The 26,938-nt window shown below is 66.4% G+C and carries 16 protein-coding genes; 3 read left to right on the top strand and 13 right to left on the bottom strand.

The window, feature by feature from the left end; genetic code table 11:
* Position 1: 1 nt before the first annotated feature.
* Entirely contained in the window at positions 2-2,569 is a 2,568-nt protein-coding gene (locus tag IEV67_RS12850; RefSeq protein ID WP_188436979.1) for a winged helix-turn-helix domain-containing protein, read from the bottom strand.
* Between the two features lie 117 nt (positions 2,570-2,686).
* On the opposite strand from IEV67_RS12850, the gene IEV67_RS12845 reads away from it, so the two are divergent.
* Positions 2,687-3,517 (top strand): mechanosensitive ion channel domain-containing protein, encoded by an 831-nt coding sequence (locus IEV67_RS12845; protein WP_188436978.1) that lies wholly within the window; start codon positions 2,687-2,689, stop codon positions 3,515-3,517.
* Between the two features lie 6 nt (positions 3,518-3,523).
* On the opposite strand, the gene IEV67_RS12840 is transcribed toward IEV67_RS12845, so the two are convergent.
* Positions 3,524-5,194 (bottom strand): SulP family inorganic anion transporter, encoded by a 1,671-nt coding sequence (locus tag IEV67_RS12840; protein WP_188436977.1) that lies wholly within the window; start codon positions 5,192-5,194, stop codon positions 3,524-3,526.
* A 139-nt stretch (positions 5,195-5,333) separates the two neighbouring features.
* Between IEV67_RS12840 and IEV67_RS12835 the strand changes: the two genes are divergently transcribed.
* Positions 5,334-7,667: an arylsulfatase gene (locus IEV67_RS12835; protein ID WP_188436976.1), complete on the top strand. Its 2,334-nt coding sequence runs from the start codon at positions 5,334-5,336 to the stop codon at positions 7,665-7,667.
* A gap of 3 nt (positions 7,668-7,670) precedes the next feature.
* Here the strand turns inward: IEV67_RS12835 and IEV67_RS12830 are convergent, their stop codons facing one another.
* Positions 7,671-8,729: an AI-2E family transporter gene (locus IEV67_RS12830; RefSeq protein ID WP_229703101.1), complete on the bottom strand. Its 1,059-nt coding sequence runs from the start codon at positions 8,727-8,729 to the stop codon at positions 7,671-7,673.
* Between the two features lie 48 nt (positions 8,730-8,777).
* On the opposite strand from IEV67_RS12830, the gene IEV67_RS12825 reads away from it, so the two are divergent.
* Positions 8,778-9,671, top strand: a complete 894-nt coding sequence (locus tag IEV67_RS12825; RefSeq protein ID WP_188436975.1) for a formylglycine-generating enzyme family protein — start codon at positions 8,778-8,780, stop codon at positions 9,669-9,671.
* Positions 9,672-9,680: 9 nt separating this feature from the next.
* Here IEV67_RS12825 and IEV67_RS12820 read toward each other — a convergent pair whose 3' ends face one another.
* From IEV67_RS12820 to IEV67_RS12775, 10 genes are all read right to left on the bottom strand, one after another.
* The gene (locus tag IEV67_RS12820) at positions 9,681-11,315 is read right to left on the bottom strand and encodes a SulP family inorganic anion transporter (protein ID WP_188436974.1); all 1,635 of its coding nucleotides are present in this window, start codon (positions 11,313-11,315) and stop codon (positions 9,681-9,683) included.
* Positions 11,312-12,268: an HAD family hydrolase gene (locus tag IEV67_RS12815; RefSeq protein WP_188436973.1), complete on the bottom strand. Its 957-nt coding sequence runs from the start codon at positions 12,266-12,268 to the stop codon at positions 11,312-11,314. The genes IEV67_RS12820 and IEV67_RS12815 overlap by 4 nt, the downstream gene beginning before the upstream one ends.
* Positions 12,269-12,275: 7 nt before the next feature.
* A complete protein-coding gene (locus IEV67_RS12810; RefSeq protein ID WP_229703100.1) occupies positions 12,276-12,851 on the bottom strand; it encodes a hypothetical protein in 576 nt (191 codons plus the stop codon).
* Positions 12,852-12,926: 75 nt separating this feature from the next.
* Complete coding sequence (locus IEV67_RS12805; RefSeq protein ID WP_188436971.1) at positions 12,927-13,598, bottom strand: GAP family protein; 672 nt, start codon at positions 13,596-13,598, stop codon at positions 12,927-12,929.
* A gap of 6 nt (positions 13,599-13,604) precedes the next feature.
* The gene (locus IEV67_RS12800; protein WP_188436970.1) at positions 13,605-13,958 is read right to left on the bottom strand and encodes an SHOCT domain-containing protein; all 354 of its coding nucleotides are present in this window, start codon (positions 13,956-13,958) and stop codon (positions 13,605-13,607) included.
* A 1-nt stretch (position 13,959) separates the two neighbouring features.
* On the bottom strand, positions 13,960-14,394 hold the full coding sequence (locus IEV67_RS12795) for a DUF6325 family protein (protein WP_188436969.1): 435 nt from the start codon (positions 14,392-14,394) through the stop codon (positions 13,960-13,962).
* Positions 14,395-14,437: 43 nt separating this feature from the next.
* The gene (locus IEV67_RS12790; RefSeq protein WP_188436968.1) at positions 14,438-16,099 is read right to left on the bottom strand and encodes a SulP family inorganic anion transporter; all 1,662 of its coding nucleotides are present in this window, start codon (positions 16,097-16,099) and stop codon (positions 14,438-14,440) included.
* 107 nt (positions 16,100-16,206) lie between these two features.
* Positions 16,207-17,289 (bottom strand): AI-2E family transporter, encoded by a 1,083-nt coding sequence (locus IEV67_RS12785; RefSeq protein ID WP_188436967.1) that lies wholly within the window; start codon positions 17,287-17,289, stop codon positions 16,207-16,209.
* A gap of 56 nt (positions 17,290-17,345) precedes the next feature.
* Positions 17,346-25,775, bottom strand: a complete 8,430-nt coding sequence (locus IEV67_RS12780) for a DUF5979 domain-containing protein (protein WP_188436966.1) — start codon at positions 25,773-25,775, stop codon at positions 17,346-17,348.
* 147 nt (positions 25,776-25,922) lie between these two features.
* Positions 25,923-26,936: a DUF998 domain-containing protein gene (locus tag IEV67_RS12775; protein WP_229703099.1), complete on the bottom strand. Its 1,014-nt coding sequence runs from the start codon at positions 26,934-26,936 to the stop codon at positions 25,923-25,925.
* Positions 26,937-26,938: the final 2 nt, after the last annotated feature.

Genomic DNA, 26,938 nt, shown 5'->3' with positions numbered 1-26,938 from the left:
TTCAGCTGAGCAGGCGCAGCGCCTCACGGCGCGACGCGACGCCGAGTTTGCGATAGATAGCACGCTGATGCGTCTTGACCGTGTTGATGGACACTGCCAGAGCCTGAGCGATCTCGGCCATGGTCCTTGTCGTTCGTAACTGGTCGAAGACGGCCTTCTCACGTTCGGAGAGCATCTCGAGTGGCGAGTTCGACTCGTGCGGACGCAGACATACGGCCACGAAGTCCTCATAACGTGTGCCCCATGCGAGGTGCTCTGTGAGCAGTTGCCGCATCTCCAGGTCGCCATCGCAGAGCGGGCGACGCACATTCTGCCGCTCCGCGATCTCCAACGCCTGCTCGCACAGGCTGTGGGTGAGCTCGAGATTGTCGCGGCGGCGCTGTACCATCGCGCCGGTGATCAGCGTCGCGACTTGGATGTATGAGATCGTCTGATATCGAACGAGGCGGCGCAGCATCTGCAGCGCTGTCAGAGGGTCGCCGGAGCGCCGGACGATTCCAGCGAGGACGACGCTCAGCAACGGCAGGTCGTCCGTCTCGGCGTACCGAGCGGCGATCGACAGGGCGCGATCGCGTTGTCCTGCCGACTCCGCGAGCGCGGCCAATGACGCATGACGGAATGCGTTCCAGGACACGCCCTGCGCCTCCTGAGTCGGAAGAGCGTGCAGTTCGATCCCCGCGCGACGGCGCAACTGCGGGTCCTTCGAGGCCGCGGCCGTCCACGCGAGAATCATCCGGGCTACACCCGCGAAGGTGCGCTTCCCGCTCCCGCCCTTGAGGACCTGCGAGAGCGCTTGGGATGCGCGGGGAAGATCATCGGAGAAGTATGCGATCAAGCCGGCCGCCGTCGACGCACCACCGCCGGCGTAGGAATGCCAGGGACCGTCGTCATCGACGCGCTCGCCGAGATCCGCGAGAACGTCCTCGGCCTGCTTCAGGTCTCCCGTCCAGGCCAGGACGAACGCGAGGTGGCTGAGCGCGCGGCGCTGCAGGACGTCGTCTCCGACGGCGTCCGCCTCCTGGGCTGCTGCAGAGAGCAACTGCGCGGTGCGCTCAGGATTGTTGCGGTGTCGCATCTCGGTCCAGCCGAGTAGATAGAGCAACGCGGCGTGATCCTGGATACTCCCTTTGTCGGCGCTCTGCAATTGCGCCTGGACGACCGCGCACGCCCTCGCGGCCTCGGCTCGGTCATCGAGGAGGAACAGCTGCGCGCGCGGCAGACTCAGTTCGAACGAGGGATCCTCGTCGCCTTCGGCCGCCCGTGATTGCGCGCTGGCCAGCAGGAGCCTCGCGACGTCTTGCGCACCGGCGATGTCCTGTGCGCAGGCGCGCACGAGAAGCACCGTAGGATCCTGCGCGTACGGCTCCGGAAGCGACAGGCAGACTCGCTCGAGCATCGCCGACTCCGTACCCACGACGATCCCCACCCAGTGCTTGTGAATCGTGGAAAGCGCCGCATCGAAATCCGCGGCATCGATCCAGTGGTATACCGCCGTGAGCGGGTCTGTGGGCTCGAAGAACCGTGCTGCGGCGCGATGCAGCTGCTCGCGCTTCTCTGGCTGGGAAAGCTCGAGGATCTCGTTGCAGTGGCGAGCGAACTTGGCGTGCCAGCGATAGACAGCGCCCTCATCTGTGTCGAACCTGTCGAGGAACAGTCCCATCGCCACGCACTCATGCAACAGCCTTTCGACATCGTCGGCGTCGGAGAGCGCGGCCGCGATCTCGACCGTGAGGTCCCGGCAGATGCAGGTGTGCAGGACGAAGCGGGCGAGCTCTGGCGGCAGCCCGCCGAGGACATGCTCCCGGATATAGTCGCGCATGAGCTCATCGTCGTGGCCGTCGCGAGACAACGGCGACACTCCGGTCAACTGGACGACCTGGATGGCGATGGGCCAGCCGCGGGTCTCCTCGAATATCCTCTCCGGAGTGAGGTCCGTCTGCACCCCGGCGAGCATCCCGACGATCTCATTCATATCGAACGCCAACTCATCCGCATGGATCGAGGAGCGTCGGTGCGTGAGCGCCCACCGCGCCAGCGCGAGTTCGACGTAGCTGGTGCCGACAACGACGATGCGCAGCGGATCCGGGCCCGTATCGATCAGGGCGCCGAGCAAGCCTTCCGCGAGAGCCTCTCTCGCTCTGTGTGCATCGTCGATGACCAGATACACGGGGCGCTGGGCGCCGTCCAGAGCATCAGAGAGCGTCTCCAGGGTGTCGCCGGGGTCATCCGATACGGCATCGACGGCCAGGATCTCGGCGAAGTCGGTGTTACCGGAACGCGCCAGCGACTGGAGTGCCTGAACGATCCCCGTGTCGAGCCGATGTGGATCAGCATCGAACGCGCTGAGAGTCAGCCATGCGACTTGATCGCGGTGCACTGCCGCCCAGGCGCTCACCGCCGATGTCTTCCCGTACCCGCTCGGCGCCGTCACCACAGTCACTCGCTCACGGGTCACCGTGGAGTCGATCAGGCCTTGCACCCTCGGTCGATCGACGTGTCCGTCAGGGCGCTGCGGCGGCTGGAAACGCGCCCATCTGGCTGCGCGCGATGACGAGCGGGGCAGCGACATACCAACACCGTAGCGTCGCTTCGGTGGAATGGATACGGCCTCTGGCCAACGGCGTGTTCGCCCGACACGGGCGGTAACACGCGCTCCGCGACACCGTCGGACGCTACCCTCGGCGACATGGACCTGCGCGCCTGGATTCCGGATAACCTCACCTGGTTGGACATCGGGCTCGCGGTTGCGTCCTTGATCGTCGGCTGGGTGCTTTCCCGGTTCGCCAAGCGGGGAGTGCGGGCGATCGGGCACCGCACGCCTGGCATAACCGATCCGATGACCAATCTCGCCGGTCGTATCACGCAGTACACGATCGTGCTGCTGGGCGTGGGTGTCGCGCTCGCGTTCCTCGGCGCCAATATCCAGCCGCTGATCGCGATGGTCGTCGTCGTTGCGGTGGTGCTGGTACTCGTCCTGCGGGGCATCGCCGATAATTTCGCCGCCGGCGTCCTGCTGCAGACGCGGAAGCCGATCGTGGTGGGTGACGAGATCCAGGTCGAGGGGCCGGACGGAGAGGTCACCGGAACGGTGATCGAGCTCAACGGGCGTGCGGTGGTGCTGACGACGACGGATGGTCGGGTCGTGCACGTCCCGAACGGGTCGATACTTCGCGAATCGATCATCAACAACTCCACACACGGTGCGCGACGCAGCGAGGTCCACGTGCGCGTGCGTCGCTCCGTCGTCGCCGTCGACGCGATTCTGGAGCGACTGCTCGATGCAGTGGGCTCTGCCGACGGTGTGCACCAACGAGAGCATCCTCGAGCCCTGGTGACGACGGTTTCGCCCCGCCGGGTGAGTGCCCGACTGCAGTTCTGGCACCACCCCCTGCACGGCGTCGCGGTCACAGATGCCGTGGTGCGAGCGCTCGGAGTCGTCATCGACGAGAACTCCTGGGTGGGTATCGTCACCAGCGAGCAGACACCGTCGCCTCTCACACCGCCGGAAGACGTGTGAGAAGGTTCAGCTCTGCTCGTCGACCCACCGCCGCGCATCGTCATACGCACGCCGCGTCGTCCTGCCGATCCACTCGTCACCCCGATAGACGTCCTCCGGACCGATCTCGGTCAGTCCGACGACCCTGATCTGCTGCAGAAGCCGTTCCTCGCTGACCACCAGCTTGAGCACGGAGTCCGCATCAGCGAGCAGGCGTGCGTATCGCTCCAGCACATCCAGATGCGCGAGCCCGATCTGATCGGTGCCGCGCAGCCGGATGATGACCACGGAGTGCCGAGATCCCTGGCTGACGGAGGGCAATTGGCGTTCGACAGTCGGCGCGCTGGCGAAGAACATGCTGCCGTACGGCTGCAGGATGACGACCTCGGAGGGCGGGATGACCGGTCGCGGATCGGTCTCACGCATCCGTCCGTCATCGGAGATCCGCACCTCGCGAACACGCACCCGGTTGGACGCCTGTGCGACGAAGAGAATGATGCCGAGGCCGACACCGGCGAGCACGGCGAACTGCAGGGGGATCAACAGCGTCAGAGCGAAGGTGACCGCCATCACTGCGGTCTGTAATGGGCCGGTCTTGATCACGGAGTAGACACGGCCTGGCTTTATCGCGCTGATCCCGATGACGATGAGAAGCCCAGCGAGCGCCGGCATCGCCACGTACGCGACCAGATCCGATGCGACCAGTACGACCAGTCCCATCACTGCGGCGGCGACGAACAGGGCGAGCCGTGTCTTGGCGCCGGCGGCGACGAGAAGCGCGGAAGCGGACATTGATCCGCCCACCGGCATGCCCCTGAAGAGCCCAGAGACGACGTTTCCGAAGCCCTGACCGATGACGTCGCGGGACGGGTCAGCACGCGGGCGCCCGGCCGCGGTCGGGATGCTGGCGGAAACTCCAGCTCCCTGGACGATCCCCACGAAGGCCAGCGAGCAAGCCGGCACGATCAGGTAGAGCACGTCGTCGACCTGAGGCAAAACGGGTGCAGGCAGCCCTCGGGGAACATCCACGACATCGCGCAGGAAGGCGACCGGCGCGCCCATCCAGAGCGCCAGCAACATGCCGCAGGCCGACGCCACGATGACGGCGGCGACGAGACCGAGGCTGCGGAACCGTGTCGGCTGCAGACAAACGATGATCAGGACGCATATTGAGCCGACCATGACCGCGGGCACACTCCACTGCAGGATGTGCAACAGGGTATCGATGGTCCGCACGATGCGATTGGCGCCCTGCGCTTGATAGCCCGTGAAGTTCGACAGCTGGCCGAGCACGATGTTCACTCCGACGGCCGTGACGAATCCTGTCATCACGGCGGTCGGCACGAATCTCACCAGTCGGCCGGCGCGGAGCAACCCCGCAACAACCATAGCCACCCCCGACAGCATCGCCAGTGTGTACAGGGCCCGCTCCGGGTCTACTCTGCTCTCCAGATCTGCGTCTGCCACGACCAGCGCCATGGCGCCTGTCGCCTGCACGGCCATGAACGAGCTCGAGGTGAAGAACGCGGCCCCGACCATGCCGAACAGATAGGCATACAGACCGGCGAGCGGATTCACTCCGGCGAGGAGCCCTGCGGCGAGTCCATCGGGCACGCTCTCCACCCCAAGAACGGCACCGGCGGCGAGATCCTTGCCGAGCGTCTTGCGTGAGAACCAGCGCCGGAGAGCTATCCGCATCTGTCTCACGCTAACGGCCAGGCTTCACAATTGGCCATCGCTCACCCGCCGAGGGTGAACCGCCGCAGAATCCGCAGGGGGCGGGAATAACGTGACGCGCAAGATGTCTGAGGCACACCCGCGAGCAGAGGAGCGAAAAATGTCGGAATCCAATGTCGAGTTCGGCGGAGAGATCAAGATCGATATCCGAGACTCGACTCCGGACTGGAGCCCGTATGAGCTCCGGAAAGCGCCGGAGGGTGCGCCGAACGTCCTCGTGATCCTGTACGACGACACGGGCCTGGCAACCTGGTCGCCATACGGTGGTCGGGTGACTATGCCGGTGCTGGATCGCCTGGCGAAAGGCGGGCTGACGTACACGCAGTGGCACACCACGGCGATCTGCTCATCGACGCGATCGACGTTCTTGACCGGCCGCAACCATCACGCCAATGGGATGGGCGTGATCATGGAGGGCACCAACGGCTTCCCCGGTTATTCCGGGCGCATTCCGAAGGAGTGCGCAACGATCGGACAGGTGCTGCAGGACAACGGCTACTCCACGTTCTGGGTGGGCAAGAACCACAACGTTCCGGAGGAGGACATCTCATCGGGTGGCAGCAAGTCGCAGTGGCCGCTGGCCATGGGCTTCGACCGGTTCTACGGGTTCCTCGGCGGCGAGACCAGCCAGTGGTATCCCGATCTGGTCGAGGACAACCGCTTCATCGAGCCGCCATATACGCCGCAGGAGGGCTACCATCTCTCCAAAGATCTCGCGGATCAGGCGATCCGGATGATCCGCGACCAGAACGCCTCCAACCCTTCGAAGCCTTGGTTCACCTGGTACAACCCCGGTGCGGATCACGCACCCCACCAGGCCCCCGAGGAATACATCGCGAAGTACAAAGGCCTGTTCGACGACGGGTACGACGCATATCGCACATGGGTGCTTCAGCGAATGATCGAGCGTGGCATCCTACCCACCGGCACGAGCCTGACCGATTTCAATCCGATGCCAGAAGAACAGGCGAACCCAGCCGATCACGTCAAGCCCTGGGACTCACTCTCGGACGACGAGAAACGGCTGTTCAGCAGGATGGCGGAAGTCTTCGCCGGCTTCAGCGAATACACCGACACGCAGATCGGCCGGGTGATCGACTATCTCGAGGAATCAGGTCAGCTCGAGAACACGCTCATCTTCTACTGCGCTGACAACGGCGCGTCTGGCGAGGGATCGCCGGACGGCTCGGTCAACGAGAACAAGTTCTTCAACGGGTTTCCTGACGATCTGCAGGAGAACCTCGACAAGATGGGCACGCTGGGCTCTGAAGCGACGTACAACCACTATCCGACCGGGTGGGCGGCTGCGTTCTCCGCGCCGTTCAAGATGTTCAAACGCTACGCGCAGTATGCCGGTGGCTCAGGAGACCCGATGATCATTCACTGGCCGGCCGGCATCAAGGCGGCCGGTGAGGTTCGGCACCAGTACCACCACAGCGTCGACATCGTTTCGACGATCCTGGACGTCATCGGCATCGAGTTCCCCGAGGTGTACCGCGGCGTCAAGCAGCGTCCCCTGCCCGGTGTGTCGATGAAGTACTCCTTCGACGCGGCGCCGGATGATCCGACGGAGAAGAAGGTGCAGTACTACGCGATGCTGGGTACGCGCGGTATCTGGAAGGACGGCTGGAAGGCTGCTGCCGTTCACGCGCCGCTGACTGGGCACGGCCGGTTCGACGAAGATGAGTGGGAGCTGTACCACGTGGATGTCGACCGCTCCGAGTCGAGAAACCTTGCCGCCGAGCATCCTGAGAAGCTCAGGGATCTGCAGGAAGCGTTCGACGTCGAAGCGAGGGCGAACTTCGTGTACCCGCTCGATGACCGTTCCGCGCGCGAGCAGTTGACCATCGAGCGTCCGCAGGCTGAGCCCACGCGCGACCGGTACATCTACTATCCCGGAACCACCTCCGTTCCTGAGTCGGTGGCGGTGAGCGTGCGCGGCAGATCGTTCAAGATCATCGGCGAGGTAGTGCTCCAGGACGGCGCTCAGGGCGTCATCTTCGCTCACGGCTCGCGGTTCGGCGGTCACTCGCTGTTCATCAAGGAAGGCAGACTCACCTACGTGTACAACTTCCTCGGCATCCCGCCGGAGCAGACATTCACCTCGGAGGTACTTGCGTCCGGCGCGCACTCTCTCGGTATGGAGTTCATCCGAGAAGGTGCAGGGGAGCACGGCGAGTCGACCGGGACGTGCAAGCTCTACGTCGACGATCAGGTCGTCGCCTCCGGCCCGATGCGCACGCAGACCGGGAAGTTCACGCTGTGCGGTGACGGGCTGTGCGTCGGCTACGACAGTGCCGATGCGGTGAGCGGCCAGTATGTGAACCCGTTCCCGTTCACGGGCGGCAAGCTCCTCGGTGTCGGCATCGACGTCAGTGGAGAGCAGTACCTCGACCTCGAGCTCGAGGCACGGGCAGCGCTCGCGCGCGAGTGACGTTCACACCGCGGCTCCCGACAGCCAGCGCAGCCATCGGGAGCCGGGGTCGCCCTCCAGGAGGAGCGCACGCGTCAGCAGTGTGAGCGGGATGGCCAGGACCGCGCCGAGCGGTCCGATGATGAACGTCCAGAAGATCACCGAGAAGAACGTCAGCGTCAGGCTCAGATTCACGGCGTCGCTGACGAACTTCGGCTGCACCAGCACCTGCAGTACGACGTTCACGGCGCAGTAGATCACGATGACCGCGACCATGAGCGGCCATCCGCCGACGACAAGCGCGAGCAGCGCGGGCGGAATCAGTCCGATCACGAACCCGATGTTGGGGATGAAGTTCGTGACGAACGCCAGTACAGCCCAGACGATCGGAGCGGGCACCCCCAGCGCCCATAGCGCGAGCCCGTCGACCACCGCCACGGTCGCGCCGAACGCGGCGTTGACCAGATAATACCGTCGCACGCCGGCGCTGAAGTGGTGGAACCGTGCGAGGGCGGGACGGGCGTCCGCACCGAACGAGGTCTCGGCGAGCGAGTACCTCGCGGCGTCCACCGACATGTAGATCAGGTAGGCGAAGACGAAGAACAGTGCGGCGATGACCGACAACATGGACCCCGTGAGTGACGCTGCGTACCCGAGGATCGTCGAGGGCTGCAGGAAGGCCGCGTTCCACTCCGAGTCGTGCATCGTCAGTCCCAACCCGTGCAGCCACTGCGTGAGGGTTTGGCTGGCGGCGGTCAACTCGTCCGTGTAATCGTCGATCAGACGCACGAACTGCAGGCTCGCCAGCACGAGCAGCAGCGCCAGCGCAACGAGCACGCCCCACGCCGTCGCCACGACCAGCAGAGTGCCGAGCCATCGTGGCCGGCCGCTCCCGTCCAACCGGTGTCGCACTGGTTGGCAGATGATGACGATCACTGCGGCGAGCGCGAGCGGGGCGACCAGATCGCGACCGAGCCACAGCCCTGCCAAAGCGATGACGGATGCGGCCAGCCCGATCAGCGTCCGCAGTCCTGGCGACAGCGCCGGGGACCGCGCGCCATCGGCGATCGCTCTAGGAGTCACTCGTTCAGGCTATCGACCGCATCAGGGGTGCACCACTACTCTGGAGGCATGGCGACGCTGATCCAGATTCCGGGCGGCACGCTGCTCATGGGATCCGACGAGTTCTATCCCGAAGAAGGTCCTGTGCACGAACGGGAAGTCGCCGCGTTCGAGTTGGATGCCCACCCCGTCACCAACGAGGCGTTCATCGAATTCGTCGATGCGACCGGCTACGTAACGGTCGCTGAGCGGCCGATGGATCCGGCTGATTATCCGAACGTCGATCCAGAGGATCTCGTTCCCGGTGCGATGGTGTTCACCCCAACCGCGGGACCGGTGGATCTGCGTGATTGGCGACAGTGGTGGCGGTGGGAACCGGGAGCGCACTGGCGTCACCCGTTCGGATCGGAATCGTCGATCGACAATCGGATGCAGCATCCTGTCGTGCACATCGCGTTCCAAGACGCATACGCATTCGCGGAGTGGTCGGGAAGGAGGCTCCCGACAGAGACGGAGTGGGAATGGGCTGCGCGTGGTGGCCACGTCGGCAGGCGGTTCGCTTGGGGGCAGGAACCGCAGCCTGGCGGAAGAATCATGGCAGACACCTGGCAGGGATCTTTTCCATACCGGAACACCGGTGCAGACAGTTGGGTAGGCACCGCACCGGTCGGCACGTTCCCGGCGAATGACTACGGGCTGTTCGACATGATCGGCAACGTATGGGAGTGGACGTCGGATCTGTGGTCGCATCGCCACATCCTGCCTGGAGCCGTCGGGGTCGAGGCCGGCGAACGGGCGAGCCTGCTGTCCGCAGAGCCGGGCTCGCGCATCCCGCGGCGAGTGCTCAAGGGCGGATCGCACCTGTGCGCGCCGGAGTACTGCCTTCGATACCGCCCGGCCGCGCGTTCGGCGCAGGCCGAGGACACCGCGATGACCCACGTCGGATTCCGCTGCGCCAGATGATCTGCGCACTCAGCCCGCTGTCCTGAGCCCCTCTTCGGCGCTCGCGTGAACGCGTCCGGCCGAGACGACGCTCTGGTACCACGCGGTTCTCGCCGCGACAGCCACCGCCTTCTCCGGCAGCGCAGCCAGGTGCAGCGTGACGCCCTTCGCCGCGAGCTCCCGATCCAGGTCGGCGAGCGTGTCGAGCACGGTGATGGTCATGATGGATAGTCGCCGCACATCGAGTACGACGGTGCGCACCGGGACAGGCCGGTTCATGACGAGGTCGATGATCGCCCGCTCGTTCGAGAGCGCGTTCGCCGTGTACATCCCACGACCGAGGAAGACGACGAGGACCGGCCCGCGCTCGGCCATGATGTCCAGCTGTGGGATGTTTAGTTCTCTGAGCACGAGGACAAGTGTTATGGCCACACCCGCGGCGACCGCCGTCAGCAGACCCGAAGTCAGCCCGAGCACGGCGACGACGAGAGCCACCCAGAAGTCCAGTGGGCTGATGCGCGCCCAGCGCACCAGCAGCGGGATGTCGATCAAGCTGACGACCGCGACCAGCACCATGGCAGCGAGAATCGCCTGTGGCAGCAGAGAGACCGCGGGGCCGAGGAAGACAGCGACCAGGATCGCGAGGCAGACCGTGAAGAGCGTGGCGAGTTGCGTCTTGGCGCCGGCGCTCTGGTTCACAGCACTCTGCGAGAAGCCGCCCGCAGCCGGCAGCACGGTGAAGAAGGCGCCCGCGATGTTGGCAGCACCCACAGCCAGCAGTTCCTGATCGGCGTCGATCACAGGTTCGGATGTGCGCCGGATGCTGCGCGCCACCGCGGCGGATTCGAGGAAGACCATGACAGCGATCGCGAGTGCGCCGGGTATCAACGCGACCACGTGAGAGAAGTCGGGGATCCCTGGAACAGGCAGGCCGTCGGGTACCGGGTCGATCAGTTCTACACCGGCATCCTCGATGTCTGTCAGCCACACCAGGACGATGCCGACGACGACCACGACGAGCGTTCCTGGCACCCGGGGCACGAAGCGCTTGCACAGCACGATCACGAGGACTGCGCCGATCGAGACGGCGACTGTCGGCCAACTGACACTGTCGAACGCCTCGATGGCCCCCGCGATCGCGCGGAAGAACCCCTCCCCGGAGGGGCTCGCGTCCTCTCCGAGCAGCTTCGGCAGTTGTCCGACGGCGACCGTGCCTCCCACGCCGATCTTCACGCCGAGCACGGTCGCGGCGCTGATGTTCTCGACCAGCGACCCCAGGCGGAGCAGGCGGGCGGCCAGCAGCATGAGCCCGACGAGCATCGCCAACGCCATGAGGGTACCGGCGGCGTCTTCGGATTCCGCGGCGACTCCGGCCGTGACGAGGGTTGTGGCCGTGAGCGTGGCGATGGTCGACGTGGTGGACACGCTCATCGCGCGAGAGCCGCCGAGGAGTGCGTAGACGAGCATCGGGACGATGCAGGTGTAGAGCCCGACCTGCACCGGCAGGTTCGCGATCGTGGCGTAAGCCATCGCCTGCGGTACCACCACCGCGCCGGCTGCGAGCCCTGCGGTGAGATCGGAGACCAGCAAGGACCGTCGATATCCGGCGAGAGTCGGCAGCAGCCATCGAGTCTGCGTCACCGACGCGGCTGGCGTGCTGCTCATCTCGGTTTCGCAGGTGGTGAGAGGTCGGGAAAGACTCTTTCCCAGTCGTCTCGAACGCTGACAACGGTGTAGCCGCGGGCCGTCGCGGCAGAAAGAGCCTTCTCCGCTCCGGCGTCGTATGGCACATCTCCGCGCTCGGCATCATCGTCATGGTGGATGAGGAGAGCGAGACCCGGTTGGGATCCGCCCCTGGCGAAGTCGAGCATCGCCATGTCTCCATTCGAGTTGCCGGCTGCGAACAGCGGTCGCCGCCCGATCCTGCTCCAGATCCGAATCGGTTTCTCTTCGCCGTCGTCGAAGAAGCTCAGAGACGCGGCGTACCGCACTTCGGCGTTGTCGACGTCGTAGGTGAGACCGAATGCGGTTCCGACAACTCGTTCGGGTGGGATCCCGTAGTTGGCTTCGGTCATAGGTCGCATGAAGTCGCGTTCACCTCCTGAGACGATGTAGCAGGTGAAACCGTGCTTCTCCAGGAATCGCAGCAGCTCGACCATCGGTCGATACACGGCATCCGCATACGAGCGCCGCAATGTCGGATGCTGCGCCGACGAGTAAAACTCCTGCACGGATCGCGCGTAGTCCTCCACACTCATACCGTCAGTGAGCCCCACCAGAGCGTCGAGAATCACGGTGAAATCGGTGTCATCTCCGTCGTAGTGCTTGTCGATCGCGGTGCCGAGCCAGACGAAGTCGCCGCTCACGGCCGCAAGGTACGGCTGCTGTTGAGCCAACTCCGGCGCGAGCTTCGCTGCGGCACGCCACTGCTGCACGATGTATTGGAGCTGAGTCGGCATCGGCTTCTCGGGCCACAGCGTTCCGTCATTGTCGAAAACTGCAACGCGTTCGGCCTCCGGCACATGATCGGGACCATCGACCACCGACCATACGAATCCTTCGATGGCACGTCGCGTTGCTGTATCGCTCCATGAGCTCAGGTCATCAGAATCAGTCACGTCGTCCTCAGATCTTTATCGGGAATGTCAGCAGCACCACACACCCACCCAGGGCGACGACGATGGCCAATGTCAGCAGCGACATGCGGGCGCCCCGCGAGAGATCGCGTTGCGACATGGCAGTGAGGAAGAGAACAAGGGCGAACAGGACGGTGAGGAGGGAGTAGTTGTCTCCGCGCTGATTGTTGACGAGCGCTTCATCGAACTTGGCATCGGCCCGTTCTGAGAGCTCCTGAGACTCGAGAGTGCCCGGCGGTACGTACTCTGTCATCACCATCGGTCCTCGCTCGCTGCGTCCGTCTTCTTCCCACGCATCGAACGCGATCCGGAATTCGGGGGAGAAGCGCTCCTCGATGAATGCCACGAGCTCCTCGCGCCCGTCAGCCTCGGCCAGCACCCACTGGGCGTAGATCGTGAGGTCGTACAGGCGGGCGTCCCGCGCTTCGCCGTCCGCTGCGGCCGCCTGAATACGCGCGCTGGATGCCTGGCTGAACGAGATCGACATCTCGCCGCCCCACTTGGAGGCCTCGAACCCGCACCAGGCTGTGAGCACGGCGATGATCGACAACACGAAAACGGTCACGACGTCGAACGCCTTATGCAACCTGGATTCCTCCTCCATGATGTCCTCTCATCCACTCGCACTGTCAGGGCTGCATCAGAAGCTGCTGATGCCCTTTCCGATGACCACCAAGCCGAGAACGAGTAGCAGGACGGACATGATGACGGCGTTCTCCATCGAGAGCCACACGCGGAGCGCGTCCAGGGGACCGGCGAGCCGCTCCGATGCCACGAGATAGCCGATAACCGGGACCAGCACTGTGCACGCGGCCAGGAGAGTGAACACGGCGACCGTGACGGTCGCCTCTCCGGCGCCGAGTCCGGCGCTGCCTATGGTGGCGCCCGCGCTCGCCGCGAGCAGCAGGTTCTTCGGGTTCGCCCCGGCGAGCAGGGCACCGAGGCCAAAAGCGCCGCCGAACGAGATGTGATCGACGGTCTGCATCCACTTCGGCATGTGGGGCTCGTCGCCAGGGCCAGGCCGACCTCGCCACTGCCGTAGCGCGAGGAAGAGCATGCCCGACCCGAGGACCAGTTGCACGATGCCGAGGATCGGCTTCGAGCCCGTGTCAGTGGCACCCGGCAGGATATTGGACAGCAGCACGAACACCGTCGTCGCAAGGACGATGCCGAGCACCCACCCGATGAGGAACCCCACGCTCGTCGTCCGCGCCTTGGGGGAGAGCAGCATCAGTACGGCAGCGATGATCGGCACAGGGCTGATGGCGATTCCCAGTGCCAGCGGCAGCGTCTGACCGATTGCGGGGCCCATGTCGGCTCAGCCGAGCAGCTTCGCCTTGGCTGTAGCGAACTCGTCGGGGGAGAGGACGCCGGACTGCATGAGCGATGCGAGCTGTTGCAGCTGCGTCGCGACATCGGTCCCGGCTGGCGCGGCAGCCGGTGTGGGCGCAGCTCCCGGTGGCGCGTACTGCGCTGCCGCCTGCTGGGCAGCTGCGTCGATCTGTGCCTGCTGCTGAGCCGCCTCATACTGCTGCTGCTCGTACTGCTCCTGACTTCTGCGCTGCTGCGACCGGGCCATGCCGCCGGATACGGCCGAGGCCGTCCCCGCGACGACGGCTGTGCGTGCGGCGAGACCGACCAGGCCGGGGCGGCCCATTCTGCGAAACGGCATTTCATTCTCCTTCCTGCTCGACCACGTCGAGCAGAGCGTTGACGATGGGTGCGGGTACTCGTTCAGTGCGAAGCACCACTCCGCCACCCGCCGTGAGATTTTCCGCGAGTGTGCGCGCGAACGCGAGTTCGAGGGCGATCAGCGCCGCCGACGACCCCGGAGGAATTTGCGCGGCGAAGTCGTCGATGTCCTCTTCGCCGACGAGGCCGGCGGAGAGGATCTCGAGTTCCTCGAAGCCGGAACCGTCCGCATCCTCCTCGATCTCGACTATCGCGACGGTTCCGTCTTCGGCCTTGCTGACGATGATGAAGTCGAGAAGGCGGATCTCGCCGGTACCCAGGAGCTGGCCGAGCGCCGCGAGCGTTCGCGGGTCGGGGCGGTCGCCTTCGAAGCCGACGAGATGAAGCTCGACTGGCCCGTATCGGAAATCGGTCATGTGAATCTGGTTCCTCTCTTCGGTGGCATTGGGTATGTTCAGATCACGCATTCGAATCGCTCGGACGGTCGGAGAGTTCGACGACGGCGGCGCGATTGGTGGCGAAGACCGGCTGCGCGGTGAGGATCCCCAGGCGCTCGAGACGCGGGCGGGCGTCGTCGCGCATCCTGCTGAAGGCCAGCCGGATGCGATTGTCGCTGAGCCAGTCGGTCAGACTCTCGAACGATTCCGCGGCGGTGACGTCGGTGTCGGTGACCGCCTCCATGTCGATGACGACCGTGTGCACCGCCCCGGGACCTGCAGCGGTGACGGCCGTCTTGACGGCTTCGGTGAAGACGGCACCGTTCGCGAAGAACAGCGGGGCCGCCATCCGCACGACGATCACGCCGGGTGCGGTCGTGGTTCCCTTCGGAGCATCGGCCAGCAGTGAGTCCTGCGGGTCACCGTCCGCGGTGAGCACGTCGATCGCAGGAGCCGATGCCCGCTTGGCGACGTTGATGAGCGAAAGCACGAACGCGACGAGGATGCCGGGGATCGAGCCGATGAACAGCGTCACGAGGAAGCACACAGCGCCGATCGCGAACTCGAATCTGTCCTGCCGCCACAGCCGTGTGAAATCCTTGATGCCGAGCAACGGAAGGATCGCCACGGCGACGATCGCGCCGATGGCTGGAGAGGGGATCTCCGCCAGCAGTCCCGTGCCGAACATCAGCAGCAGCAGAGTTCCTACTGCCAGTACGAGCGAGGGGAGCTGGGTGCGAGACCCGGCCTGATCCATGGCCGCGGTTCGGCTTGTCGACGATCCCACCGCGAAGCTGCCCTGGGCGCCTGCGGCGATGTTCCCGAGACCGAATGCGAGAAGATCGCGGTTCGGGCTCGTCGGATAGCCGCGCTTCTCGCCGTAGGCGCGAGACACCAGCAGACCCTCCGCGGTGGTGACCAGCGTCAGCGCGATCGCCGAGGGCACCAGCGCCAGCCACTGGACCCAAGTCAGCACCGGCCACGTGAGGGTCGGCGGGCCTGCCGGCACCTCGCCGAGCACCGCGACACCCGCTTCATCCAGATTCGCGACGACGACGAAGACCGTCGCCGCCACCATCACGACGAGAGCCCACGGCACCGCGGCGATCAGCCGCCGGCCGCCGAGGAGAACGATGACGGCGGCCACCGCGATCAGGATGGACCAGCCGTTCGCCGTACCGAGCCCGCCGACAAGACCGGCGACCTTCTCGACGAACTCGCCTCCGGACTCGATCGACACTCCGAGCATCTTGGCGATCTGCGACACCAGGATGTCCAGGGCCAGGCCTCCGACGAAGCCGATGAGGATCGGCTTGGACAGGAAATTCGCCAGGAAGCCGAGTTTGAACACAGCCAACATCACGAACAGCACGCCGCAGATGATCGCCTGGGCGAGCGCCATGGTCGCGTAGCTCTCCGAGCCTGCCGCGGCCAGACCGCCGATCGAGGAGGCGACGAGTGCTGCGGCGGCGGCATCCGGCGATGCGACTACCTGACGGGACGACACCACGAGCGCATAGATCACGGTCGGCACCACGAGTGCGTACAGGCCGGCTGTCGCAGGAAGGCCGGCGATCTGCGCATACCCGATGTTGAGTGGGATGGCGATCGCGAGCAGGGTGATCCCCGCGAGCAACTCGGTCACGAGGTTCGAGCGGTTCAACCCTGTCAGCGCTCGCTGCACTGTCCGCTCCCGTCCGTCGCGATCGCCGTGTGGCGGTCGCGTTCATGCTGGCATCGCAGGTGCGCGGGCCTCATGCGGAGTTCACCCGCAGCGGGCGATGCCATCGGTCACTCCTCCGGGGCTGTCGTCCTGGCATCCTGACGAGGGATCACGACCTCACGGAGGATGATCAGCACAGACGCGGTGATCGGGATCGCGACGAGCGCGCCCAGCAGGCCCATCAGCGCAGCGCCGATCATCGCGCCTGTGATGACGAGGACTGCGGGCAGCGCGACCGCTCGTCCCATTATGCGCGGCGTCAGGAAGTACGCCTCGAACTGGATGTAGACGAAGTAGCCGATCAGGAACACGCCGGCAGCCCAAGGGCTGACGAACAGAGCGCTCACGCTTCCGATCACGAGGAAGACGAGCGAGCCGATCATCGGGACGAGCGTCACGAAGAACGCGACGATCCCCAGGAGCACCGGAATCGCCGATCCTATCGCGAGCTGGAGCACGAATACCATGACGGCGTTGAACGTCGACAGCGTGATGCCGCCGGCGACGACCCTGCCGACGGACGTGGTGATCTGATCGAGAAGGGACGCGAACTGGGCACGATGATAGGCGGGGCGCAGGTTCGTCAGCGCTGCTTTCATCATCGGCATCGACGACACGAAGTAGAGCGTCAACACCACGATCATGACGGCGCTGGAGAGGCCGCCGACGATCCCGAACCCTGCGCGCAGCACGCCTCCGGAGACCGCAAGGAAGTTGGAGAGATTCGTGACGGAGCGCAGACCCTCGACGACGGCTGCCGAGAGGTCGATGCCGAGCGCGGATTCTACCTGGATGAACCAGTCGCTCGCCTGGATCGCCTCGAAGGCTTCCGGCGCCGCTTCGACGAGATGCGCGAACTGGCGGATGGTGGCGGGGACGATGCTGAGCGCGATGACGACGACCAGAATCAGGAAGGACACCGCGACGATCGTGATGCCCCACCCTCGGCGTATGCCGCGGCGTTCGAGTGCGCCAACGGCTGGATCGAGACCCAGCGCGAGGAAGAGGCCCAGGAAAACCGTGATCAGCACGGAGGAGATCGAGGCGACCGCCGTCGCGAGCGCGACCGCGATGATGACCCCGATCGCCACGGTGAGGCCGGAGACCAGCGGGCGCGCCGGTAGCATCCGGACCAGTCGCGAACCGCTCACCGGGGAAGGCTCCGTCCCCTGTGCAGGGGCGTGCGCCTTCGTGCGGCGACCGGGTCTCATGCCCGACCCGACCGTCTGCGGGCGACCACGAAGATCACGCCGCCGATCGAGAGCAGGATGATTCCGATGAGGCCGCCGACGACGGCCGCCGTCCCGTCTGCTCCGGTCGCGGGCAGAGCGTGGAAGGTGTTCTCCAGCTCGAAGCTCGCCTCCACGTCCGCGCGTACGAGGAAGAAGCCGACCCGGCTGCCGCTGTCCAGCGCGATGAGTCCGATCTCCGCACCCGAAGCGTCGAGAAGCCGCTTTTCGTCCGCTCCGCCGTCATCGGTTTCGGCGATGCCGCACAGGGCACCGGCCGGCAGCACCTCGTACTCGGTCAGGTAGTCGTTGCCCTCGTCGAGCACTCGCACGGCTCCACCGGGAATGTCCACGAGCTCGCGGCCGCTGGCCGGATCGATGCACTGCACTGTCACCTCGAACGGCCCGCTACCGCGCGTCGGGGCGCCGCTGCCAGTCACCTTCTTGGAGACGACGACGCTGCCGGTGAGGAACGTGTTCGTCGCCGTGACGGTCACGACATCGCCGTCGCCGATCGTTGCGGGGGAGCCCTGGATCAGCTGACTGTCCGCGACGCCGTCGTCCGTCTCCTCGACGGTGCACACGGAGCCGGTGGGGATGCCGTCGATCGTCGTGTCCATCGGCTCGTCGCCGCCGAGGATCACGTCTTCGTCGTACACCGTCCGCGGCATCGACCTGCCGTCCTCGAGCGTGCATGTCACGTGCAGCGTGAAAGGTCCCGCGCCGAAGTAGTCCGCTCCCGATCCTGCGAGCACCTTGCGAAGGTCGAGGCTGCCCGCCGGGAAGTCGTTGACGACGTCGATGCTGACGCTCGCGTTCTCCTGCACCGTCACGACCCCGTCCACAGGCGAGAGCGTCGTCGAGCCCGCTCCGCCGTCGTACTGCTCGACAAGGGTGCACACCGCGCCGTCCGGCAGCCCCTCGTAGGTGGTCGTGAAGCCGTTCGCCTCGCCCAGGCGTCGGATCGCGGTGCCCGGAACGTCGAGCTGGACGACCTCGCCCTGCAGCGTCCACTCGCAGCTGAGCTGCACAAGGAAGGTGGTGCTGCCGAGCTCGGCGCCGGGGCCGGTGACCTCCTTGGTGACGACGATCTCGCCGGCGTCGAACCGGTTTTCGACATCCACCGTCACCACGGCTCCCGGCTCCACCACGACCAGGCCGTCATCGGGGCTGATCGTGCTCTCCGAAGCGTTCGCCGCGTCGCTCTCGGAGACCTGGCACACGGCGCCGTCCGGAAGCTCCTCGTACGTCGTCGTCATGCCTGCCGACTGCGAGAGCACGCGGGTTGCACCCCCGGGGATGTCGACCGGTGCGCCGTTCCAGGTGCAGGCGAGCGAGACCTCGAAGTCCCCGGTCGCCCACTGCGCGCCGTCGCCGGTGATCGTCTTCTCGACCACGAGCTCGCCGACGTCGAACACGTTGTCGATGTCGACCGTGACCGGTCCGGTGGCATCCCCGACGGTGACGGCGCCGCCAGCCGGCTCCATCACGACACCGCTCGCGCCGCCGGGATCGGTCTCGGTCACGATGCACTCGGCTCCCGGCGGAAGCGCCTCGTACGTGGTGGTCGCCGTCGCGGGGTCGGCGGTCACCTGAAGGACGCGGTCGGCGCCGCCGGGGATGTCGATGACGGCGGGGGCGCCGTCGATCATCGCGGTGCACTCGAGATGGACGGAGAAGGAGGACGTCCCCCACAGCTCGGCGCCGTCACCCGACGTCGTCTTCGTCACCTCGATGCTGCCGACCTCGAACGTGTTCACGACGCTGAACGCCCTGGCGTCGGCCGTGCCGACCTGCCAGATGCCGACCGGGTCTCCGTCCTCGTCGAGGATCTGCGTCGACGAGGAGTTGCCGGCATCGGTCTCCGCAAGGGTGCACAGGGCGCCGGCGGGGAGCGGATCGTACGTCGTCGTCCACGAGTTCGCCTCGGTGAGTGTGCGCGTCGCGCCACCGGGAATGCTGACGACGAGGTCCTGGCTGGTCAGGTCCACGCATCGGATCGTCACGTCATAGCTGGAGTCCGCCCACCTGGTGTCTCCCTCGAACACCTTGGTGACGGTGACGGAGCCCTCGGCGAACACGTTCGTGATCGTGACCGTCACGACATCGCCGAGCGGAACGGTCACGGTTCCGGGGGACACCGTGCTGCTGGTCGCGAAGCCGTCGTCGGTCTCGGTGACCACGCACTCCGATCCCGCGGCGATGTCGTCGACGGTCGCCTCCAGGTCGGTGTCGTCGTCCTCCGTCGCCGGGTCATCCTCGGCGGCGGCGAAGACGAGTTCGCCGTTCCAGGTCGACTGCCCCTCCAGCGTGCACTCCACGAGCGCGACGTACGGTCCTTGCGCGAACGGCGAGTCAGCGGGTTCGGTGACCTTGAGGACGCTGAGCGAGCCGACGCCGAACGCGTTGTCGACATCCGCCTCGTTCGTGTGGCCGGCGTCGTCCGGTGTCAGGACGATGTCGATGCCGTCCGCCCCGCCCTGGTCGACGTCCCCGTTCGCGTTCGAGCCGGTCGTGCTGACGGCGATCGCTCCGGCGGCGTCGGTTTCCTCGATGCTGCACTCCGCGCCGGCGGGCAGTCCGTCGAGGGTCACGGTCTCGCCCTGTGCGATCTCGAACACCATCGGATCGTCCGCGCTGAAGCCGGTCGCATAGACGGCCTCGCCGAGGAACGTGCAGGTGACTGACACCTCGAACGGTCCGTACCCGATCGGCTCGCCGTCGGCGTCGACGGCATCCGAGGTCACGGTCTTGGTGATCTCCAGGCCAGCGAGCTCGTACACGTTGTCGAGCGACGCGGCCTCGATCTCGGGAGCATCGGGCTGGGCTGGATCCACGACCACGCCTCCGGTGCCGGACGTGCTGGTCTGCCCGTTGTCGCCCTCGGCGATCTCGCAGGACGCGCCCCAGGGGAGTCCGTCGACCTGCTGGGGTTCGTCCGCGACGAGCGTCAGGTCGATCGGCGGCAGCTCGGTCTCCACCGGTGTTCCGGCGGCGGAGACGCAGATGAGCTGGACATCGAACGTGTCCGGTGCGAAGTCGGCGGCGTCTCCGCTCACCGTCTTCTCGACCATGAGCGAGCCGGTGGCGAGGGCGACGCCGACGCGCGCGCCCTCGGTGGGCGGCATGTCCGGCGTGCCGCTCGCCTGCGTCGCCGTCAGGTGAGCGCCCGCGGCGACCGTGTTCCAGGCGACGGGGTGCTCGGTCAGCGTCGCGGGCCCGGTGCCCGGCGCGTAGGCCGCGGCGACGGTGTCGTAATCGACCAGGATGACGCCGCCGGGCTCCAGGGGAGTGGGCATGTCGATCGTCACCTGGATGCCGGTCACTTCGGATTCCGCCGCAGCACCGGGATCGACCCAGGCTCCGTCCGCGCATGCCGGCGACAGCGTCTGGGGGAGATCATCCGCGCACACGTCGCCGGTCGTGACCTGGTAGCTCCAGTCGGCGTCTGCCGGGGCCTGCACGAGTTCGACTCCGCCGTCGAACAGCGGGGTCCACTCGCTTCCCCTGTCGAGGCCGCTGAGCACACCGGTGTCGCCGGGGGTCGGCAGGCGATCGGCGAGCACGATGCGGTCCATCGGGATGTTTCCGGTGTTGACGATCGCGAATCGCCATTCGACCTCGCCGCCGGGCTTCGCGATCGGCACGCACGGCGTGGCGGAGAAGCCTTCGCCGTCCGGGTCGTAGGCGGACAGGTCCGCGGGCGCGCACTCCTCGCCGGTGTTGTTGTCGAACGAGCCGAGCTCCTGGTCGATGGGCCGCACCAGCTTTCCGGAGCGCACGGCACCTGCCGCCAGCACCGTGATGAAGGTGTCGGTCGCGCAGTCGTCCGTGGGGCCCGCAGCGCCGTTGCACTCGTCGAACGGGCGGTCGCCGCTGACGGATGCGGTGTTCTCGATCTCGGTGCCGCCCTCGACGCCCGGTGCGATCACCAGGTCGATGCCGACGGCGTACGTCTCGCCGGGTTCGAGCACGCTTCCCTCAGGGAACGTGAAGGTGAGGGCGTCATCGGACTCCTCCACGTCCACGAGCTCGGTGTCGGTCGGCATCGACGCAGTGCTCGAGGTGTAGGTGTACGGGCCCTCCGGGCCGGCATCCGGATCGAGGATCAGCTGCCCGTCGGCCGTGGGATCGTCGACGATCACGGGATTCTCGATCGGCCACTGACCAGTGTTCGTCACGGAGATGACGTAGGGAATGGGCGTGGCCGGCGCGAACTGGCTGCCCTCCGTGGGCGTCTTCGTGATCTCGACGGCAGAGGTGGCGTGAACGTAGCGGATGGTATCCGTCGCGATGGCCGTGACGACTCCGACCTCTCCCGGTGCGCAGGTGGCCTGCAGGTTCGCGCATACCGTCGTCGTGATGTCATTGGTGAACTCTCCCGGTGAGTTCTCTCCTGGTGCGGCTTCGAGGTCTGACCGATCACTCGGCACCTCGCCACCGGTGCGCAGATCGGCTCGGCGCTGTACGAGCACCGGAACGTTCTGCACCGGGTCAATCGGGTTCTCCCATTGCTGGGGTTCGCCGGCATCGTCCAGCTCGGCGAAGGTGAAGCGGATCGCCTGCACCTCGTCCGGATCGACCCCGGTCGGCAGAGTATTCGCCAGGAAATCGGCCTGCGTCAGGAACTCGCCCTCGATCCAGTCACCGCCCGTTCTCAGGATCTCGTCGCCGAGGGGCGTGAACGTCGCACCGGTGAGCACGTCCATGCGCACCCTGTTGATGGGCGAGGTCAGTGTGAACGAGGGATCGATGCCGACATAGTCGAACGCGTTCCAGAAGGAGGTGTCCTCGTCGTCGATGCGCATCCCCTGGGTACGTGCGGAACCTGTCGGCTGACCGGTGAGCGTCATCACGACTGGGCCGTCGTCCGGTTCGGTCTGCGCGTCGGGAGCGAACGACTTCTGCGTCGCCACATCGAGTGAGAGATCGGCGAACTCCACTTGAGCCGAGGCCTGATCCGTCGGAGTGTTTCCTGACGTCCCTCCACCGGCGTCCGCAACCGTCGCCTGGGAGACGTTCGTGACCGGGCTGTCGTCGAGGTCGACCGGATCGTCTGCGGTGCCGCGCACGAACTCGCGCATGCGCAGATCCATGACGACCGCGGCGGAGGCGTCGGGATCGATGCGTCCTTCGAAGGTCACGACGATGCCGACGACGTCGGTCATGTCCGCGGCCTCCAGCGCCTCGGCCTCGGCGATCGTGTGTTCGGTCGCGCTGCCCGAATCGGCGATGCCGTCGTCGTCGGTGTCGCGGCTGAGCACCACGCTGGTCTCGTCGGCGACCGCACCCGTGGGCACGACGATGTCCCGGATGTCGTCCAGATCGAAGTACGTGAACGGGTTCTGCGGGCTGCCCGGTGCCGGGTCGGCGATCGTGAGCGTGTCGACTCGCGTGGCGGTGCGGTTCGTGGCGTCCAGCGTCACGCGGCCGGTCGGGAAGTCCGAGGTCGGTGTGCCTTCCGGCGGGATGCCGAACGGGCTGTTCGACCACGTCTTGCTCGTGTCGACGTTGAGGGGCACGTCGACGATGCCGATCGTCGCACCGTCCTCCGTCCGGATGAACTGCTCGCCGTCGGTGGTACCGGTGACGGCGGCCGTGTTCCCGACCGTGCCGACGGCAGGATCGTCCGGATCCTCCGTGACGTTGTAGTCGAGCGCTCCCGTCGCCGGGACGCCGTCCGAGCGGCGGGTGTCGCGCAGTTCGAAGTGCAGGTCCACGCGGCGGTCGTTGCCGCTCGAGCGCGCCACCCCGCTGCCCACCGGCGGGGCCGTCGGGTCACCGGCCGCGGCATCCGCCCGATCCTCGCTCTCCTCGAAGACCAGGCGCACGCCGAGCGCATCGTCGCGGTCGTTATCGACGAACGTGACCCCGGGGAAGCCACCCACGCAGGCGTCGGGGCACGGATCGTTGGCGATCTCACGCCACTGGGCGCCGTCCCAGATCTCCACCCCGGTGATCTGATCGAACTGAAGATACGGATCCATATCCGCGGTGATGGCATCGACGCCGACCAGGTCGAACGCGTCGTAGAACGAGTCGCCGACGTCCGCGAGCGAGCCAGGAGCGGCCTCATCCTGCACGGTCACCTGCTCGATGCCGCTGAGACCGCCGGTCGACCAGTGCAGCTGCGCGCGCACATCGGCTGCCGATCGCGAGGTCACGATCTCCGGAGCCAGCGTCTTGTCGATGACGTCGGGCCCGTCGCCGTCGGGGTCGTACGGGTCGAGGTGCGAGTTCGCGCACCCGATCGCGTCGCCGTCCGCCGCCGATTGGGTGTCGGTGGTCGATGCCGACGTCACGGCGCAATTCTCGATGTCTACCGGCGGTGTGGTCGTCGTCGCCGGATCCCGCTCGGTTTCGCGGACTTCCGCGGTGAAGTGCGGCTCCACGGTCGTTCCGGCCGCGAACGACGACCCGTCGTCGGCTTCGTAGACGAACTGCAGTCCCAGGATCTCGTCCTGCTCGGTGGGCGGGATGTCCATGCTGAACACGGTCGGGCCGGCGACGATCACCTCGTCGCCGTTCTCATCGAGCAGCGGCACCCAGTCGGTGCCGTTCCAGTAGTTGATCGTCAGGGTGGACCGCGCAGGGACGGCGGTCTCGGTGATCGCGGTGGCGTCGAACGTGTCCCAGAACGTGTCGTCGACCGCGTAGGGCACCACCGCCGGGTCCTGCACGACCAACGTGTCAGCATCCGTCGTCGTCTGCGGGAACGGGTCGATCATGCCGTTGAGCGTCACCAGCTCCCACTCGCCCGGACGGTCGAGGATCGTGCCGGGGTAGATCGACTTGCTGGTGGTCGTCTCGATGTGCGCCTCGTACACCAGCAGGTCGGCGCTGCCGTCCTGCGACACCTCCGCGCCGCCGGCGCTGGTGCCGGTCGTCGTGGCGGTGTTGGTGATGGTCGCGGGGTATCCGGCCTGATCCGGGTCGGTCTGCACACCGAACGGGATGACGACCTGCGTTTCCGGCGCTATCTGCCCGGTGAAACTGATCTGGAATCGCACCGGGTCACCGGCGGGGGCCGGGGGGACGGCGCCGTCGGCGAAGGCCACCGGACCCTCTTCCGTCCCGTCCGCGTAGTAGTAGGTGATGGTCGCGCCCGTCGCGCCCTGCGGGTACGTGATCGCCGTGTCGAAACCGGCGAACTGCATGCTCTGGTCGAACCCGTCCGCGTACGGGTCGCCGCCGGGCATCGCCGGCTCTGTGATCGTCAGCTCGGCGAGGGGGAACTCGCTCGCGTTGCCCGAGGTGATCGTCGCCGTGGTGGCGTCGCCGGCCGCGACCGACGACGGGTCGAAGCTCTTCTGCGTCGTGATCTCGATGTCCTCGGCGATGATCTGGTGGGTCGCGGATCCGTCGCCGCTCGCCGTGGTGCCGTCGCGCGCGACGGTACTGCGCGTGGTGTTCGTCACGGTCACGTCGTCAGTGATCTCGCCGATGTCGTCGGGGTGCTCCATGCCGATCTCGGCGGAGGCGGAGGCGTCCGCGGCGATGCCGCTGTCGTCCGTGTCTGTGAACGTGATGCGCACGCCGCGCACATCGGCGTCGTCGACCGAGGCCGGCGTGGTCGGCGGTGCCGTCGCCGCGACGACCGGGCCGGGCACCCAGGCGGCGCCGTCCCACACCTCTGTCTGCGCCTGATCGGCTCCGGCGGGGTAGGTGACCGCACCGAGGCCGGTGAACGGCAGCGTGTCGAACGGGTTGCCGGGGGTGGCCGGATCGATCGGGTCGACGATCATCATGCTCTCGGCGAGGGCGTTGGACGCGTTCTGGGCGGTCACCGTCGCGGTGACGGCCTGACCGGGCGCGGCGACGGCGCTGGCGGGATCGATCGTCTTGGACGCCGTGACGGCGAGCGACAGTGGGATGACGGGGGTGACGTCGGCGAACGACGGCAGCGGTCCGCTGGTCTGCGAGTCGCCGTCGGTCGTGGCGGTGTTGCGGATCGGGATGCCGTTCGCCTCATAGGGAGTGTCCGCGCGGAGCCGAACTTCGATCGTCACGCTTCCGGTCGTGCCGCCGGGAACACCCTGGCCGCCGTTGGCGATCGGCATCGTGAACGCCACATCGACGGTCTGCCCTGTGATGGTGAGATCGCCGTCCAGCCCGGTCCCGATGGTGGCATCCAGGATCTCGAAGGCGTCGGGCACCGTGTCGGTGAGGGTGGCGTTCACGCAGCCGGTCGTGATCGATGTGCACGAGACGCCGATCGCGTAACTGAACGACTGGCCGGGTGCGACCTCTGTGACACTCGCCGTCTTGACGGGCTCGAGGTCGCCGTCGGCGGCGTACGCGGCCGGTAACCCACCGCCGATCACACTCGTCATCCCGATCGCGATCGCCGCCGTGGCCGCCCACAGTGCCCGCAGTCCTCTCCGACGTGTGCGTGTTCGTGCCGCCATGAAGCTCAACCCCCGGCTTCGTACGCGCGCCGTGAGCCGCTGGATGTGTTCCAGAGCGGCGCGGTCTCGGTTCGTGCAGTCTTGCAAGGCGTGCACCGGCGATTCGGCCGAGACTCATCCACAGCGGGTGACCGCGATGCGAGCCAGTCAGGTCGCGGCATCCATCTCGAGCGCCGCCGCGTTGCGGATGAACAGGATGATCCAGGTGAACACCAGGATCCCTGCGACGAGTTCGACCGCGGTGAGCGTGTAGAAGCCGGTGGCGAAGAACACCGCGAGCACCACGATCACGCCGACGAACAGCCAACCGACCAGTACGAACGCCCGCGGCATCGTCGGCATCCAACGGTGGAGCATGACGACCATGACCGCGAACGTCACCGCCATTCCCGACGCGACGGTGTTATGGATCACGAAGAACCTGTCGACCGGGAAGACGCCGACCAGGCCGAGGAAGATCCCGACGATGATGAGGCAGGTGCGGATGCGTACGGTTCCGTGCGGATAGGGATTGGGGATGCCGCGGGTCGCAGCCCTGGCGAGGGCTGTGACGAGTACGCCCGCGACGATGAGGGTCAGATTGAACGCGAAGGCTGACAGGTCGTCCGTCATCCCGAGTGCGCTCAGATTCTCCTTCCACCAGTTCGGGTCGCTCGCGGTCAGTGTGCTCGCGAGAACGCCCTGGATGAGGAATGCGGCCAGCACGATGGCGAGCAGCGAGAGGCTCATCCGGGTGGCGGAGACGAAGCTCACATACGCCGTCACGGCGGCCGCGGCGCCCCCGAGCAGCAGCGTCGATACCGGGTACACCTCGGCACCGAGGAAGCCTCGCTCAAGGATGACCGCCAGCAGCGTCCAGGACAGCAAGGCGATGACTGCGTGCGCGAGACAAAGTGCGCCGATGTCGATCACGTCGAGGAAGCCGATGCGCGTGCCCCGTGTGCGGACGACGTACCGGCCGGCGATGAAGGCGAGCGTGGCGACGACGGCGCCGGCGATCGCCGAATACTGACCGATCGAGCCGTCTCCGGAGATCGGCACGCGCTGCAACTGAAAGACTGGCAAGGCGACGAGGGCCGCCATGATGAAGGCGACGACGGCGAGCCCGAGCGACAGCGACTCCTGCGACTGCAGACTCGTCTGCATCTCATTGTCAGTCACGG

The organism is Microbacterium murale, from assembly GCF_014635185.1.
Classification (GTDB): Bacteria; Actinomycetota; Actinomycetes; order Actinomycetales; family Microbacteriaceae; genus Microbacterium; species Microbacterium murale.
Note: the sequence above shows the minus strand (reverse complement) of the source record. Positions and strands in the feature narration are given on the sequence as shown.